We start from the raw sequence: 16,215 nt of genomic DNA on the forward strand, positions 1-16,215 counted from the left end.
GGGCGTGGAACAGGTAGCCCCAGAACTCGACAATCGTGTGGTCCCAGATACTGACGGCACGGGCAAATCGGCCGCCCATCTCGCATCCCGGGCAATCTGGATTGCGATTAGTTTCACGGCCATCGCCCTGGTCGCCGGCCTCATCGCATTCACCGGCAGACTCACTCCGCTGTCGGGCGGCTACTCGGTGGGCACCATAGCCGGGGTGATGACGGGCGTGGCCGCCGGAACCTCGGCGATCATCGGTTTGGTCATTGCCACCGAATCCCGTCGCGGCAGTCTGCGCTGGATGCGCCGCCGGTTTTGGGGTTGGTGGCTGATTGATTTTATTGGCTTATTCATCCTGCACGGCGCCATCGCGACCATGGCGTCGCTCAGTATTTTTCGGCTCTTCCAGCAGGCCTTTCAAGGGCTGATCGTTGATGCGATCGCCGCAACCGCAATGCTGTGCCTGGTGACCGCTGCGACGTCGTATTTCGGATTCAGTTCCGCCTCGCGCGCCTCGTCGTCGTCTATCTCTACCCTGCTGGCCCTATTCATGGCCGCCGGTGTGCTGGCGTCAATGCTGCTGGCCGAGAACCCGTATTGGTGGCACCAGTTCTTCTCCGAATTGGGCACACGCCAGGCCGGGGTACTCTCATTTTGGACGTTCAACACCACCATCACCGTATCCGGCATCGTGTTGACCACATTGGCAAATTTCATCAGCCAGGACCTCACCGCCTGGGCATCGCACCGCCAACGTCAGGGCAAACGCCGCGCCCTGGTGCAGGTGTTGCGAATCGGCATGATCGTGATGGGCATCTGCCTGATCGGATTGTCGTGGATCACCATCCACATCAGCGACCCAATCCACACCGGCTTTGTACAGATCCTGGCGGTCACCTTTGGGATCATGTTGCTCAGCGTGCCGATCTGGCTGCCCGGCGCCCCGGCGGCAATGTATGTCATCAGCTATCTGATGCTGGGATTCGGGGTCTTCGCGGTAGCCCTGTGGGATCCGCTGGGCTACTACAACCTCACCGCTCTCGAACTGGCCTTTGCGGGGATCATTTTCGCCTGGCTAGTGGTGCTGATCCGGACCCTGGACGCCATGATCTCCGACGTGCACGAGGCCAAAACCCAAGTCACACCGCCCAATGACCCCACCTCAGCAGCAACCGAAGGAGCGTTCTTTGACCATGAGCAAACCCAAGACCGTTGATGAATTCTTCGAGCAATTTCACGACCCCGCCCGCAGTACCCTGAACCAACTGCGAGCCATCGCCGACCAAGCCGCACCGGATACGCACACCGCACTGAAGTGGGGTTCGCCGGCGTGGATCCATGCATCCGGGACCATCCTGTTTATCGTCGATGGGTTCAAGCATCATGCCAACGTGGTCTTTACCCCCAGCACCCGCCAAGCATTCGACGACGAACTCGCGACCTTCCAGACGGGCAAAGGCTCGGTCAAAATTCCTTATACCGAGACTGTTCCCTGCCACTTGCTGCAACGCATGGTGGCCTACCGGATCCGTGAACATGAACAGGACGGCGTACTGTGGATGTGAAATCCCCGCGCACTGGCATGCAGCTGGCACGCGAAGGTATCGTGCTGGCCGGAGCCGGCGCGGCCATTGGCCTACAAGTTGCCCACCGCTCCGTGGCCGCCGGGGTGGCCCAACATTCCAATTTCACCGCCGACCCGCTAGGCCGCCTGCGCCGCACCCTGCAGTACATTTTCGCCGTCGTCCTGCCTGAAGCCCAACCCGCGCGCAGCATGGTCACTGACTGGGTGGCCCGCGCCCACCAGCCAGTCGAGGGCATGCTCGACGGCGCACAGTACAGCGCCGCCGACCCGGATACCCAACGCTGGGTGACGGCCACACTATATTGGACGGCCGAGGAAATCCGCTGGCGCATCTGGGGCCATCAGCAGCCCGAGGACGCCGAGCAGATTTACCGCAGCTACGCCGTGCTAGGCACCGCATTGGGCATGCCCGAAACCTCCTGGCCGCACAACCGTGCAGCGTTCTACCGGTATTGGCAACAGCAAGTCGCCAAACTGGAAGTCACCGCAGCCGCCCGCCAAATCATGAGCGACCTCTTTGCCGCTCGCAGCGCGCCGTGGTGGCTGCGCACACTCATGCCACAGGCCAAGTTCCTGACCGCCGGGCTGTTGCCCGCTGACATTCGATCGAAACTTGGCCTGGACTGGAATGGTGAGCACTCACGACGCGAAGACCGCCTGTGGCGCATACTTCGCAACACTTATCCGCGTCTTCCCAATGGAGTCCGGCAGTCACCGGCACGATTCGTGGTCGCCGGGCTGCCAAGTGCGCCTGAACATTAGGCGCGCAGTACGCGGATGATGTCGCCTGCGTGGATCAGGTTGGGATTGGTGATGTCGGGGTTGGCCGCTAGCAGCCGGTGATACAGGTTGCCGTTGCCATAGTGCTGCTGGGCAATGCCCCATAGAGTTTCGCCGGACTCCACCTCGTGTTCCAAGTAGTTGGTGTACCCGGGCACAATCTCTGCCCCGAGGATCACCGGAACCACCACCAGATCGCGCGGCGAACCATCTTTGGGCGACTCGTGGAAAACCTCCACATAGGCCACTACGTGTTTGAACGCGGCCGAGGCAACATCAGCGACCACCTGGAACTGGCCGTGTCCACCGATGCCGTCGCCGGCCATGAAATTGCCGTCAACTTCGTCGTGGCCTTCGCTAATTCGGTAGTTAAAGTTGGCTTCGAACGCTCCGCCAGCCGTTCCGGCAATCATGATGGAATTACTGACGATGTCGCAGCGCTGGAGCTGTTGAACATTGATGCTCACGTTGCTCCTCCTGCACTGCTGTGGGAGTGTCATCCATGGCCACCCCCCTTGGCTCGCCACTCCCGTCAAGGCGGTTGCGAACTGGCCATCACTTCAGATGGTGAAGCAATCATCACACGCAGCCTCAGGGCCGTCAACGGTCCAAAATGGTGGCCACATTCCGCTGACGCCGCGATGTTTCCCCACGATTAAACCTACTCACCAACGCGCATGACCGATACGATAAACACATCAGCTCACACTCTTCAAGGACAGGCCATGACGCTTCGACATATTGTCAGTTGGAAACTCAATGGTGAAACCTTTGCCGCACGCAATGGTCAAGCCGCAAAAATTGCCGAGGCGCTAGAAGCCCTGCGAGATCGCATCCCAGAAATTCGTGACCTCAACGTCTACCGCAATGAACTCCACGAGGGCGAAAACTTTGATCTCACCGTCATCGCAGATTTTGACGACGCCGACGCCCTGGCCGTCTACGCCGACCACCCCGAACATGTGCCCGTCGTCGACATGATTAAAGGTATGGTCTCAGATCGCGTCGCCGTAGATTTCACGGTATAACCGGCACACCTTCTGCGCTAACACTCCACGGGGGTAGACCTGTGGCAGTCAGCGTCGTAGCGTTGGCTAGACCAGGCCCTCGAGGCAACCGGCCCCTGGGCCGACCAGCAGGAGGTCATCATGGCGAACAACGTCTACAACATCACCTAAATCGTTGGCACTTCACCCGATGGTATCGACGCAGCCATTACCAACGCTGTGCAAGAAGCATCGAAAACCTTGCGGAATCTTGATTGGTTTGAAGTGCGCTCAGTTCGGGGCCATCTGAATGAAGGAAACGTTATCGACTGGCAAGTCACCGTCAAGATTGGCTTCCGTCACGAACCATAAGAGCCTCACCCTCGGCTTGCACATCTCAATATTGAGTAGGAGCGGCACCGAAAGGTTTACGGGCCTTCGGTGCACTCCTCCTTCAGCTCCCCTGACGATTTCGCACCAAGAAGGCTACGATCAGAATATGGTCTCAGTAACTATCAGAGCGCTGCAGCCCGAAGAAACCGAATTGCTGATGCGTGCTGCCGTCGACAATTTCAACTGGGACGTCGAACGCTTCACCTCCCACGATGTGCTGGCCTCACCCGACATGGTGCGCTATACCGAATTCATTCCAAAACGCGGCGACTTCGGCTTTGTCGCCTGGTATGAGGAAACTCCAGTGGGCATCGCCTGGGCGCTGTTTCTGCCGCACGAACGCCGCGGCTGGGGTTTCGTCGAACATGAAATCCCCGAAGTCAGCCTGTGGGTTGAAGCTACGTTTCGACGCCGAGGAGTCGGACGCGCACTCTTGAGAGCAGCTCAGCACGTAGCCCGGATACGGGATCTTCCCGGCCTAAGTCTTTCTGTCGCTCCCGACAACCCGGCACGCGACCTGTATCGCAAAGAGGGCTTTGAGGATGTCGAGGAGAAAACCGCCGAAGGTGTGATGGTGTGGCGGCGAGCATGACAGTCCTTATGTATAGAGATCCTGATATTGACTGCGGATAACCTTCTTGTCGATCTTGCCGACCGACGTCGCAGGAATTTCATCGACGACTTTGAATTCTTCGGGGAGCTGCCATTTAGCGAAGCGTTGCAGCAGGTGTTCATCAATTTCTTCGCGCGTGATGTCCTCGCCGTCTTTGAGCACCAACAGCATGAAGGGACGTTCATCCCATTTGGGGTGCTCCAGGCCGACGACCGCCGCCTGGGCGACCTTTGGGTGAGAAACCATCAGGTTTTCCATGTCGATGGATGAGATCCATTCGCCACCGGATTTGATGACGTCTTTGAGTCGGTCGGTGATCTTGATAAACCCGTTTTCATCAATGGTGGCCACATCGCCGGATCGCCAGTAGCCGTCGACAAACCGGTCGGCTAGCGCCTCTGATGGCATGCCGTGATAGCTTGCGGTGATCCACGGCCCTTTGAGCAGTACCTCTCCGGCGGTCTCGCCGTCCGCAGGTACTTGGTTGCCGACGCCGTCGACAATTTTGTAGTCGACATTGACTGGGAAGCTGCCCTGTTTAGACCCGTAGGATCTGATTTCCTCCTCCGTCATACGCGCACGCAGTGTTGGGCGCATGCGGTTGACCGTGACAATCGGCGATGTTTCACTGGCACCCCACCCATGCACAACTTCGGCGTTGAAGGTGTCGCGGTACGCGTTGATCATCGAGATGGGCGGCTCACTGCCGCCGCACAGCATGCGCAGCCCGGTCAGATCTTTGACACCCTTAGATTTCAGCACCTCAAACATCGGGGTGAAGATTGCGGGCACGCCGTTGGTCACGGTCACGCCCTCGTCAGTGAGTGCGTCGGTAATGTCGCCCAGGGTTTCGGCGGAGAACATGCCGGGCAGCACGAGTTTGGCCCCGACCATGACCGCAACCTGGACCATGCCCCAGCTCAGCACGTGGAACATCGGGGTGATCGGCATGACGACGTCTTCGACACTGACGGCTAGGTCTTTGACAGTGTTATACGCGTGCAGATACTGCGAGCGGTGCGAGTAGAACACGCCTTTGGGACGCCCAGTGGTTCCGGTCGTGTACCCGGCGGCGAAGGCCGAGGTTTCGGAAATATTGGGCCAGTCCGCCAGCGGTTCGGCGTCGGCAATGAGCTCTTCATAGTAGACGGCGTTGGGCAGGTCGTGCTCGATCTCGCCCTCGGACAAGATGACCCAGGTTTTGACCCCCTTGGTGCGCTCGGCCAGCGGTTGGATGGCGGGCACCAGCGTCTCATCGATGACGATGACGGAGGCCTGGGAATCGTTGATGACATACAGCAGATCTTCGGGTGCCAGGCGCAGATTCAACTGGGTGAACACGGCCCCGATGGCCGGGATAGCCCAGTAGAGCTCGTAGTGGCGCAGCGAGTTCCAGTCCATGACACCGATCCGGTCGCCGAGGCCAACGCCGAGCTTGTTGAAGGCGGCGGCGGCACGCTCGATGCGGTCAAAGTTTTCTTGATACGTGGTGCGGCCCCATGTGCCGTGCGAGTTGCGGTGGACAATTTCGGTATCGCCAAACGAACGCACCGCTTGGCGGATCAGCTGGCCCATCGTGAGTTGGTAATCGTCTTGCATGGTGGATGGATAACCGTGTACGACACTAGCCATGATGGTCCTTCGCTTGGCGGAGTGAACGGAGCTCGAGGGTGAACACCCCCCATGAGGGTGTTATAGGTCACATTATCGAAGTTGCCTAGCGCTGTGAAGTGGATGGCACACATCCACAAGACGGCACAAGTACGCCTACTCTTCGCAGCAACATAACCGCTGGTATATGCGATATTAAAGGGCTAATCGTTGAGGCTCAGGCTCCGACCTGCGCAGGGTCGCATCGAACTTAAATGATGTTTGCGACTCGATGAGTTCTCCCGTAGAGTGTGAGCTGTAAGCCCCGTGTGGACCGCTGGTCTCGACCATGTCGCCGGGGCATTGTTTTTTTTGACATGCTGAATCCTATGTCTGATACCTGGGTCGAAGCTTGGCTGGGCGAAGCGCGTTTTCAGCGATACCTCAATGCCGCTGATGGGGACCGAGTACGCGCGCTGGCCCTGTACGAATGGAACGTCGAGACCAGTCAGATCCTCATGCACGATATCGCACATTTTGAAGTGGCCCTCCGTAATACCTACGATGCCGCGATCTCCGCCAACTGGCCCCATGAAACCCACTGGTTGTTACACCCAGAATCCCCCGCAGTCATGCCGATCTGGCGGACGAAAACCATCAATGGCATCAAACGCGGCGCCGACGTCAATTTCCTCACCCGCAAGAATGTCGATGATGCGATCAAGCGCAGCGGCTATAAACACGCCACCTCTGGCAAGGTCATCGCGGAGCTCTCGTTCGGGTTCTGGCGGCAGCTGACCACCAAAGCCATGGAAAAAAGCATGTGGGTGCCCTACCTGCATAAAGCGTTTCCCCATGGGACCGACCGCAGTGTTGTCGATGCGCAAATCAAAACTATCAATGATCTGCGCAATCGCATTGCCCACCACGAGCCCTTATTCACCGCAACGCTTGATCCCACACAAGCTCACGAAGCTTTAATGCACTGCCTTGAACTGATCGCCCCACCAGTGCATACCTACGTGGCCGGCAAGTCCAAGGCTCGTACAGCACTTGAAACTAAGCCCTGAAACCTAGAGCCTAATTCCATAGCGTGTCGGCCTGTTTTTCCCGCCAATCACTTCTCTAGCTGGCGTCTCCTCGAAAGCGAAGAACCCTAGCCCTCGCTGGATCTGACAATCCCTGCCGTCAAATAGCAACCTAGCAAGCAAGGTTGCTATCAAGGTATCCCAGCCCTCGATCTTGGGCCACTATGTGTCCAGTCAGATCTTTAACGTGGTCTCACGAATGCAAAACTGCGTTAATAGGACCTCTAGACTCAAGCCTGCTTTTACAGCACGCTTTCGGTCGTCGTAGCCTCAGTGGATGATGAAGCACGCTACGGCCAGAGTTCGATGACAGTGACCACCTGCTCGTCACGTGGTTCAATCGAACGATCACAATCAGCTAATTGCCATCGTAGACCCCAGTACCCTCCATCGAATCGCCCGAGATGCGCACAATAACCGTCGAGACGTCATCCCGGATAAACAGTTTCGTCAAGCCTATCCACAGTGAAGTAGACCTGACAGGGCTATTGCAGGTTGCGCACTTCGCTGATCGGACGAGTTTCCAGACCTTGTTCCCGCGCGATAATCAGCAGGTCGTCGTCGGCATTGTGGGCCTCGATTTGCGCCAGGACGGCGTCGGCATTCCACGTCTCGCCGGTGTTACTGGCTAAAAACTCCACGGGCCGGTCGAAACGTTTGTGCACCGTGGTTGCCAGGGTCGGATCGAGCGGTCCCACCAGGATCAGCCGTCCGGCTTTCGTTGAGGAGACATCGGGCGTAGTGGTCTCAGTTTTGGCGGGCGCGTTGCGACTATCTTGGCGTAGCACGGCAGCGTGATAAGCGATGATGGTCAGGCCGGCAGTCAGATACCCCAGTTCGGTGCGCACATCGTACAGCGTGGTGAGGCTCAGCTGGTTTTCGATGGCATCAGCCATCAGCGCAGCAACCGCGGCGATCAGGGCGATAACCACTGTGATGACGGCGGCTCCCACCAGCACGATCAGATAAATCCGGCGTGGGGTCGCGGTGAGTTCAACCCCGGGGTCTTCGGCTGCCGCGCGCTGGACCAACCGCCAGTGCGACCACCACAGCGGGGCACCCACGATGATCAGCGTTAGGCCTCCCAGCAGGGTATTGATCGGCTCGTGGGACAGTTGGGCCGGTGTGATCGAATCCACCAGGGCCACGACCAGCAGCCCGACGCCGGCGGCCGCGGCAATTGCCCCGATGCCCGACACCAGGTACTGATACACCCGGTGCAACGGAGTATGAGTGGCCGCATCGAGCAGGTCGCGGTGATACCACCAGATCATCGCGCCAATAATCAGGGCAGCAAGGGCCTGCGGCCATTCAAACCAGGTGACAAAGGGCATTGGGTCGCCCAGCAAGTTGACCAGCCCGCGCCACAGCAGGGCTTGGGCCCCGACCAGTCCGGTCAGCAGGCCGCCTGCGACTCCGAGCAACAGAACGTAGGCGTGCCAGGTGGTGCCGCGCGGCAGTTTGCTGGCCGAGATCAACCAGTAGACAATCCACAGCAGCGCACCGCTAACGAACAGTCCGGCTGCCGAACCCAGCGGGACGAAGGACCCGACCAGAATCTGGGTGCCCGTGAGCATCTCCAACGACGTCGCCAACAGGTCTATGAGCCCGCCGGCTGCCAGGACCAGTCCGATGGTGGAGCCCAGCAGCAGGTGTGCCACCGCATTGGTTTGTCCCAGGGTTCGTCGAATGACGCGCCAGTGGACAACCCACACGATCAGCCACATGATCAGGTGTCCTAGGGCGTCGCCGTCGAAAATTTGTGACCCTAGCGCCGAGGTGAGACCTTCAGTAAGTTTGGCCGCTGTCATGGCCGCACCGGTCAGTGCCGAGGTGGTCAAATATGCCTGAAAGATCAGTGATTCGCGTTCTTCCGGCTCCTTGCGGTGGGCCCGCACGATCCACCAGATCAACAACGCGGTGATCGGTAGTCCAATGACGACGGCGGTTACGGACTGGGCAAATAGCAGGGGTTCGTCGAAGTCAGGTGTGCTGCCAAATGCGCGAGCCAACAGGGCGGCGGCGCCGTTGGCTACCACGAGGAGCATGGCATAGAGCAGCATGTATTGGAAGGCGCGGCGGAACATTTGGCCGGTGAGGCTTTGGCCCTGCATACGCCGTGCGGCGACGACGATGAATCCGATGGCCCCGACCAACAGGGCGAGCAGTAGGATCGTGATGCTCATAGCATGCCTGCACAAATGTAGACGGGCCATGGGCTACCGGTGATCAACCAGCCGCTCTCGGCTTGGACCAGGTCAAATTGTTCTTGGTGCACAAAGGTATCAAAAAATGGTTCGCCGTAGCTGCCGATTTCCACAGATACGGTCGCGCGGTCGCCGTCGATGTTTGCTTGGAAGAGCGAGATCGCGGTGTCCTGCGGGTAGTAGGACTGCTCAAAATGGCTGACGTTGCACATCAGGGCGGGATCTAGGTGGCGCAGGGCTGCCGGATAGTCTTGGTCGACGACAGCCTGAACGTAGCTTTGTACGGTGGCTTCTGGTGAGTCAGGTGCCCACCGGGCGGTTTGGTCGCGATTGGCAAAGATCGCAGCAAGAATCGCCACGATCACGATCAGGCCCGTGATGACGGCGAGCACTACGTTGGACACCTGCTTCATAACATTAAGTATCAGCCTGTGAGAGCCGGTTGGCAAGGGTATGAAGGTCACGGTTTAAGCGCCGCATCCCGGCTCCGGCAACGGTGGGGTTGCCCAGGGCCGGGATGGGTCGTTGACTAGGATTAGAATTCGCGGGAGATGAGGTCTTTCATAACCTCGTTGGTGCCGGCGTAGATCTGTTGGACGCGGGCGCCAGCGTACATGCGGGCGATCGGATATTCCATCATGAATCCATAGCCGCCCCACAGCTGCAAGCAGCGGTCGATGACGCTGTTTTGAACGTCCGTGGCCCAGTACTTTGCGGCCGAGGCCTGTTCGCTGGTCAACCGGCCGGCGTCGTGTTCTTTGATGCAGTAGTCAATGAACGTCTTGGCGGCCAGGGTTTCGGTGGCGCATTCGGCCAGCACGAATTTGGTGTTCTGAAAATCCATGACTGTGTGCCCGAACAGTTGACGCTCTTTGGTGTAGGCGATGGTCTGGCGAACGGCAGCTTCTGCCTGTCCGACGCCGGAAATCGCCACGGCCAAACGTTCTTGCGGCAACTGCTGCATCAGTTGGATAAAACCTTGGCCTTCACCGGCTTCGCCACCCAGAATATTGGCGGCTGGCACTCGCATGTTGGTAAAGGACAGTTCGCGGGTGTCTTGGCCGTGTGCACCGAGTTTGGCCAGCACGCGACCGCGTTCGAAACCTTCCAGACCGTCGACTTCTGCTACGACCAATGAGATACCGCGGGCACCCGGCGCATCGCTGGTGCGGGTCACGATGATGACCAGCCCGGCTTGGGTGCCGTTGGTAATGAAGGTCTTGGAGCCGTTGATGATCAGGCCATCGCCGTCGCGGGTCGCGTTGGTACGGATAGCTTTCAGGTCCGAGCCGGTGGTCGGTTCGGTCATAGCAATCGCACCGACCATTTCCCCGGAGGCCAGTTTGGGTAGCCAGCGCTGTTTTTGTTCTTCGGTGCCGTATTCCACAATGTACGGGGCCACAATGGTCGAGTGAATCGCATAACCCCAGGAGTCATCGCCCGCCAGGCCTTGTTCGTATAAGACGACGGCTTCGTGGCTGAAGTCGCCGCCACCGCCGCCGTATTCTTCCGGTACGGAGATGCATAACAGGCCGTTGTCGCCGGCCTTATTCCATAGGTCCCGGTCGACCTGGTGGTTTTCGGCGAAGCGTTCAGCGTGCGGTGTGATTTCGGTGGCCATGAATTCGTGGGCCATTTCGCGCAGATCGGAGTGTTCTTCGGTTTCCCAAATCGGATTGTAGTTGTCCAATATCATAACTGTTCCTTAGCGGGTTGAGACCGTTCCGGTCTTTTCGGCTATTGGGGAGATAACAATCGGTTTGATCAGCCAAGCGACTCCGACGGTGACCGCGACCGACACGGCGAACACGGCAATGCCGATCCAGTCGCCGGCGTCGCGGGCGGTGAACATCATGTTCAGGTTGCGTAGCACTCCGGTGGTGAACACCAAGAATAGGTGCACGATGATGAACAGGATGAAGTAGACCATGGTGGCAAAGTGGATGGTGCGGGCCACGGGTAATGGGAAGGCCTTATTAATGCCTTGGGCTTGTTGTGGCCACCAGGTCGACATGCGCAATCCGGTGAGCACCGCGATCGGGGCGGCAATGAATACCGTGACAAAATACGTCATGATCTGGAGCGCGTTGTAATAGATCCAGGCGTTTTCGGCCGGCCAGTCCAATGACACGTACTGGATGCCTGCCGAGACCAGGTTGGGGAAAATATCCCAGTTGGTGGGCACAATGCGCATCCAGTGCCCGGTGGCAAACACCATCACATAGAAGATCAGCCCGTTGAGCACCCACAAGACGTTGAACGACTGGTGGATCCATTGCTGGATGGACACCTTGGCCGGGGTGTTCTTTTTGTTCGGCGAGTAGAATCCGCCCTGGTTGGCTGTCCAGTAGGCCTCGGGGCGTTCCTGGTTGCGGATCAACAATCCGGAGCGGATGACCATCACGATAATGAAAAAGTTAAAGAAGTGCTGCCACCCCACCCAACCGGGAATCCCGGCCTGAACCCCGTCCGGATGGGTCGGTGTACCTTCGTAGGTGGCAATAAATTCCGCGACAGGATCCAAGGTGCGCAGCCACTGGGCGAGCAGGACCAGGCCGGCGGCCACCACCGCAACGCCCAACAACGTCAGCACCACTTTGGTGACCTTCGACAGTTCCTTCTTCGCAGGCTTGGCAGCGGCCGGTTCGGCAGTCTTGGCCGCCGGGGCTACCGGTTCTGGCATTTTGACTTGCGGCTGCGCTGGTGCTGCAGCGGGTTCCCCCATACGTTTCGGCGCTGAGGCAGCTGGTGCGCCCATGCGTTTGGGAGCGGGCTGCTCGGCAACGGGTTCAGCAACCGCGGCAGCATCGGGTACTGCCTCTGGTTCGGGTGCTGGCGCTTGCGCCACGGCAGGTGCAGTGGCTGGGTGACCGACTTTCAGGGGTTCCCAACCGTCCATGCGACGACGCGGCAGATCCTCGGTCACCGGAGCAGGCGCCGCCTGTGCAGCGGCTACCGGTGCTGTCGGCTCACCCACAGCAGCAACAGGCTGTTCAATGGCTTCTGCTGGAGCGGCACTCACCGCAGCAGGTGTCACGGCAGTGTCGTGTGCAACGGTCAACGGCTGCCAACCAGCCATCCGACGACGTGGCACATTCGGATCCTGAATCGGACCCGTTGGCGCGGCCGCTGGGACAGGTGCAACCGTCTCGGACGAGGCGGCAACGTCGGCGTCGGCGACTGCTGGCGCACTCGGTGTCGTTGGATCGAACGTCTGAGCTGTAGGAGTTAGCGCCGGCGCAGCAGCTACTGGAGCTGCCGTGTTGGCGACGGTCAGCGGTTGCCAGCCGGCCATGCGACGTCGCGGGATATGTTCATCCTGGATGACACCGTTGGTCTGGACTGGTTCGGCCCGGGGCACAGCAGCTTGTGGTGGTGCCGCGGTTGGCTGTTCGACGACAGGTTGTTCTGCGACAGGTGTGGCAGCCGAGGTAACGGGTTCAGGTTCAACTGCGGGCGTGGGCTGCGCTGGGGCGTCGGTGTTTTCGACGGCCAGTGGCTGCCATCCAAGCATGCGACGTTTTGCCATGGGTATCAGCTTTTACGGGCTTTGAGTTCGTCAACAACTTTGGGCAGGACCTCAAAGAGGTCACCGACCACACCGAAGTCGGCCACATCAAAGATGGGCGCATCAGTGTCCTTGTTGATCGCAATAATGGTTTTGGCCGTTTGCATCCCGGCGAGGTGCTGGATGGCACCAGAAATGCCCACGGCAATATACAAGTCCGGGGACACCGAGACCCCAGTCTGGCCGACCTGCAGGTTATGCGGCACATACCCGGAATCCACCGCGGCACGCGAAGCCCCGATGGCCGCATTGAACTGATCGGCCAAGTCTTCAATGAGCTGGAAGTTCTCTTCCGATCCCACCCCACGACCACCCGAGACCACCACCGAAGCAGCCGTCAATGCCGGACGATCAGATGCGGCATCGGTTGCTTCGATCGACACGATCGACGCCCCTGGTCCAGTGGTCACTTGCGCATCCGAGGTCACCACCTGTGGGCTCTCCACAGCTTGGGCGCGATCAGCGATCGCCCCCGGACGGATCGTGGCGATCATCAGCCCGCCTTCCACGGTGGATTCGGTGTTGTAATCGCCACCGAATACCGCATGTTGCACCACGGGTTCTTGGCCGTCAGCGTCCCAGTACAGCCCGGTGGCATCGGCGGCCACCGCGCCCTTGGCAGCAATGGCAAGCCGCCCAGCAATCGCGGCATTGACCGGGGTATGCGAGGTGAGCAGCAGCGAGGCACCATAGTGCTGCACCGCGGCAACACCAGCAGCAACATCAGCCGTACCCAGCTGATCGGCCGGGCCTTGGTGAACAAAAATTTCGGTAGCACCGGCCGCCCCCAGGGCGGCAACGGTCTCGGCATCCGGGGTGGCAGTCACCACAGCGACCGGGTCACCAATGGTAGCGGCGGCACCCAGTATTTCGGCAGGATCAGTGTTGGCTACAAGCGCTAGCACTTTCGACACGATACAGACTCTCCTTAGATCAGATGCCGGGCGGCGAGGAAATCGACTAATTCGGTAGCGGCAGTCTCGCCGGACACCTTTTGTCCGGCTTCCCGCGGCGGACGCTCCGCGGCCGAAACCATCACATTGCGCACATAGGCCGCCTCGGGACCCGCAGCCAAGCCCAGCTGTTCGGCCGTGGTCACGGTAATGTCTTTCTTCTTGGCCTCACGAATCGCTTTGAAGTTTGGCAGCTTGGGCTCCCCGGCCTTTTCCGTCAGCGACACAATCACCGGCGTAGGCGCCGACAGGGTCAGCTTTTCCGCTTCGGTATTAGCCACCGCCGTCACCGTACCGTCAGTCACTTCCAGCGAATCAGCCGCCACAATATGCGGGCGCCCCAGCATCTCGGCCATCATCGCCGGGACCATCCCACCGGCGCCATCCGTGGAAGCCGCACCGGACAACACCAGATCAGCATCCTTGACTGCTGCGGCCAGCACGCGCGCGGTCTGGACCATATCCGACCCCGCCAGAGCATCATCCACAATATGCACCGCCCGATCAGCAGCCAGCGCCAAGACCTTACGAATCGCCTTATCCGCACCGGCCGGACCCATCGTCACCGACACCACCTCGGTAGCCGTGCCATCCTTCTTCAGCTCGGCAGCCACTGCAGCGACCCGTTCATCAATCTCATCTACGACATTCTCAGAAGCTTCCCGAGCCAACATGCCGGTATCCAACGCGATCTGACGCTTCTCATAGGTGTCCGGCACCTGCTTGACGAGCACTACAACTTTCATTTACACCTCATCATGATGACAGAGTGACGACGTTCACTGGGACTGTATATTCGTACAATATACCGTACAATTTAGACGTCCAGAAGAGCTCGAGAGTTACCTTCCGCGTGACTCCCAACACCCATCTTACAAAGGTCTCCGCATGTCCAATCCCGCTATCAACGCAGATCTGACGGCCAAAGCTCGCATTCGCCAGGTCGCCCTCGAATTATTTGCGCTCAACGGTTCTGACGGAACCTCTATGCGAGCCATTTCATCACGGGCAGGGGTGACCGTGGGGCTCATTACCCACCACTTCGGGACCAAAGCTGGACTCATTCAAGCCGTCGAGGACGATCTTCTGGATGGTATTGCCAACGCGATCGCCTATCAAGAATCCGATGAAAGTGTGGACGGCGTCGTCAGAAAACTCGACCAACGACTACTAGACCACATTGACGACAACCCACTGGTTGCCGCATATCTGCGCCGCATGATGCTCATCGAGGGCAATGGGGCCGGATCAGATCTGACCGAACGCTTCACCCGGCTGGCACTGCGACAGATTCAGGATTTGCGACGTCGTGGGATTGCTTCGACGTCGCGCGAACCGGAAGACCAAGTCATGCAGGTCATGCTCGTGCAACTCGGCCAGGTGCTAATGCAACCGTTTGTTGATCAGATTGCCGGGAATTTAGATCGCGATCCGCAGCGCTATCAACTCAGTTTGCGCAAGACCCGCAGCGCATAAACTTACCGCTGAAACAGTACAACTGTGGTTATTCCACTGGGTTTCGCATCAACACTTTGTTACGCGCGGCATCTCGCGCTCGAGGTTGCATTAGGCCCGGGCTCTGCGGTCTCGGCGCATTGCACGAATGATGCGGCGCAGCAGATCCGCAAGGAGCACTACTGCGATGGCAAACGATATCCAGGCAATGAAATCAGGTTGGCCCCCGGCTATCAGAAACCTGACGCCGACAAATAGCACCAGGAGAAATCCAACTGTTTCGGCCAGGATGCCGAAATACCCTAATCTGGTGGCGGATAGCCCGCGCTCGGGATCTTGGGGTGATGTGGTGTTGTCATGGGGCGATACTGTGTCTTCTTCTTCATGGGAACTCATAGGTCTCACCTCCAGACAATGGATGCCCTTGGCCCCACGCTAACGGGTATGGCCAACTGTGTGAAGAGGTCTGTGCAGAACGTTGTGCACACCTCTTGACAGTGGAGTAAATATGGCCAGAAGACCCTGCACCCCAAGGTCCTGGCAGCATCGGTGGTCTCGCTTGCGGTGCACCTCATGAACCCGGAGGCCCCCGATTTCGCCCAAGACCCGGAGCTAAGTAGAACTGTTCATTGTTCGTCGCAAATCCCGCTACGCCTATGAAGGCTTCGGTACATCTGCCCACTTCCGGGCGATGCACTATGTACTGCGCGGAAGTTTCGTGCACCCTGTTCACAGGGCGCATCTAGCGTGACCTCAAGCCGGAAAGCTGTTTTCGGTTGCCTCACCGCACACATGCTCGGCACTATCTCAGCATGACCTCGAGGTCGCAGAGCGCGTAGATAACGACACCGGTCACTGAGCCTGCTGGCTAAAACATGAAGAAACAGCACATAAATATTCATACCATCTCATAACATCCGGCAAATGGTAGCGTAGGAGCTTGGCAAGGGTAGCGTAGGCGCTAAAACGACAGATCATGAGTTAGCTGGCAACTTTGAGCGCATATGAA

At 58.8% G+C, this 16,215-nt stretch carries 17 protein-coding genes; 8 read left to right on the plus strand and 9 right to left on the minus strand.

The genetic code is table 11. The annotated features are described in order from the left end of the window. Window positions 1-4: 4 nt before the first annotated feature. From A6F49_RS02780 to A6F49_RS02790, 3 genes are read left to right on the plus strand one after another with little or no spacing between them, the layout of a single operon-like run. Window positions 5-1,204: a hypothetical protein gene (locus A6F49_RS02780; RefSeq protein ID WP_043056892.1), complete on the plus strand. Its 1,200-nt coding sequence runs from the start codon at window positions 5-7 to the stop codon at window positions 1,202-1,204. Further along, a complete protein-coding gene (locus A6F49_RS02785) occupies window positions 1,182-1,553 on the plus strand; it encodes an iron chaperone (protein WP_043056891.1) in 372 nt (123 codons plus the stop codon). Before A6F49_RS02780 ends, A6F49_RS02785 begins: the two co-directional genes overlap by 23 nt. After that, window positions 1,544-2,335 (plus strand): oxygenase MpaB family protein, encoded by a 792-nt coding sequence (locus tag A6F49_RS02790; protein WP_235604833.1) that lies wholly within the window; start codon window positions 1,544-1,546, stop codon window positions 2,333-2,335. The genes A6F49_RS02785 and A6F49_RS02790 overlap by 10 nt, the downstream gene beginning before the upstream one ends. Here the strand turns inward: A6F49_RS02790 and A6F49_RS02795 are convergent. After that, the gene (locus tag A6F49_RS02795) at window positions 2,332-2,820 is read right to left on the minus strand and encodes a Gmad2 immunoglobulin-like domain-containing protein (protein WP_043056890.1); all 489 of its coding nucleotides are present in this window, start codon (window positions 2,818-2,820) and stop codon (window positions 2,332-2,334) included. The genes A6F49_RS02790 and A6F49_RS02795 overlap by 4 nt on opposite strands. A gap of 258 nt (window positions 2,821-3,078) precedes the next feature. Between A6F49_RS02795 and A6F49_RS02805 the strand changes: the two genes are divergently transcribed. The 3 genes from A6F49_RS02805 to A6F49_RS02815 all read left to right on the plus strand — a co-directional run bounded on the left by A6F49_RS02805 (window position 3,079) and on the right by A6F49_RS02815 (window position 4,324). After that, a complete protein-coding gene (locus tag A6F49_RS02805) occupies window positions 3,079-3,381 on the plus strand; it encodes a Dabb family protein (protein ID WP_043056889.1) in 303 nt (100 codons plus the stop codon). 150 nt (window positions 3,382-3,531) lie between these two features. Beyond that, window positions 3,532-3,711 carry a dodecin gene (locus A6F49_RS02810; RefSeq protein ID WP_235604843.1) on the plus strand — a complete coding sequence of 60 codons (180 nt, stop codon included), beginning with the start codon at window positions 3,532-3,534 and terminating at the stop codon, window positions 3,709-3,711. A gap of 127 nt (window positions 3,712-3,838) precedes the next feature. Next, on the plus strand, window positions 3,839-4,324 hold the full coding sequence (locus A6F49_RS02815; RefSeq protein WP_043056888.1) for a GNAT family N-acetyltransferase: 486 nt from the start codon (window positions 3,839-3,841) through the stop codon (window positions 4,322-4,324). Window positions 4,325-4,330: 6 nt separating this feature from the next. On the opposite strand, the gene A6F49_RS02820 is transcribed toward A6F49_RS02815, so the two are convergent. Then, window positions 4,331-5,977: a long-chain-fatty-acid--CoA ligase gene (locus A6F49_RS02820; RefSeq protein WP_043056887.1), complete on the minus strand. Its 1,647-nt coding sequence runs from the start codon at window positions 5,975-5,977 to the stop codon at window positions 4,331-4,333. A gap of 347 nt (window positions 5,978-6,324) precedes the next feature. Here A6F49_RS02820 and A6F49_RS02825 point away from each other — a divergent pair, with 347 nt between their 5' ends. Continuing rightward, window positions 6,325-7,005, plus strand: a complete 681-nt coding sequence (locus A6F49_RS02825; protein WP_043056886.1) for an Abi family protein — start codon at window positions 6,325-6,327, stop codon at window positions 7,003-7,005. Window positions 7,006-7,508: 503 nt separating this feature from the next. Here A6F49_RS02825 and A6F49_RS02830 read toward each other — a convergent pair. The 6 genes from A6F49_RS02830 to A6F49_RS02855 all read right to left on the minus strand — a co-directional run bounded on the left by A6F49_RS02830 (window position 7,509) and on the right by A6F49_RS02855 (window position 14,497). Next, window positions 7,509-9,209 (minus strand): DUF5671 domain-containing protein, encoded by a 1,701-nt coding sequence (locus A6F49_RS02830; protein WP_043056885.1) that lies wholly within the window; start codon window positions 9,207-9,209, stop codon window positions 7,509-7,511. Beyond that, entirely contained in the window at window positions 9,206-9,643 is a 438-nt protein-coding gene (locus A6F49_RS02835) for a hypothetical protein (RefSeq protein WP_067605510.1), read from the minus strand. Before A6F49_RS02835 ends, A6F49_RS02830 begins: the two co-directional genes overlap by 4 nt. Window positions 9,644-9,765: 122 nt before the next feature. Then, window positions 9,766-10,926 (minus strand): acyl-CoA dehydrogenase family protein, encoded by a 1,161-nt coding sequence (locus A6F49_RS02840; RefSeq protein ID WP_043056883.1) that lies wholly within the window; start codon window positions 10,924-10,926, stop codon window positions 9,766-9,768. A 9-nt stretch (window positions 10,927-10,935) separates the two neighbouring features. Continuing rightward, on the minus strand, window positions 10,936-12,759 hold the full coding sequence (locus tag A6F49_RS18380) for a cytochrome b/b6 domain-containing protein (protein ID WP_235604834.1): 1,824 nt from the start codon (window positions 12,757-12,759) through the stop codon (window positions 10,936-10,938). A 5-nt stretch (window positions 12,760-12,764) separates the two neighbouring features. Next, entirely contained in the window at window positions 12,765-13,712 is a 948-nt protein-coding gene (locus A6F49_RS02850) for an electron transfer flavoprotein subunit alpha/FixB family protein (protein ID WP_052504677.1), read from the minus strand. A gap of 14 nt (window positions 13,713-13,726) precedes the next feature. After that, window positions 13,727-14,497 carry an electron transfer flavoprotein subunit beta/FixA family protein gene (locus A6F49_RS02855; protein WP_043056881.1) on the minus strand — a complete coding sequence of 257 codons (771 nt, stop codon included), beginning with the start codon at window positions 14,495-14,497 and terminating at the stop codon, window positions 13,727-13,729. A gap of 142 nt (window positions 14,498-14,639) precedes the next feature. On the opposite strand from A6F49_RS02855, the gene A6F49_RS02860 reads away from it, so the two are divergent. Then, complete coding sequence (locus A6F49_RS02860; protein ID WP_043056880.1) at window positions 14,640-15,227, plus strand: TetR/AcrR family transcriptional regulator; 588 nt, start codon at window positions 14,640-14,642, stop codon at window positions 15,225-15,227. Window positions 15,228-15,317: 90 nt separating this feature from the next. Here the strand turns inward: A6F49_RS02860 and A6F49_RS02865 are convergent, their stop codons facing one another. After that, on the minus strand, window positions 15,318-15,602 hold the full coding sequence (locus tag A6F49_RS02865) for a hypothetical protein (protein ID WP_043056879.1): 285 nt from the start codon (window positions 15,600-15,602) through the stop codon (window positions 15,318-15,320). Window positions 15,603-16,215: the final 613 nt, after the last annotated feature.

The sequence above is a fragment of the Enteractinococcus helveticum genome (genome assembly GCF_001657475.1).
GTDB classification, from domain to species: domain Bacteria; phylum Actinomycetota; class Actinomycetes; order Actinomycetales; family Micrococcaceae; genus Yaniella; species Yaniella helvetica.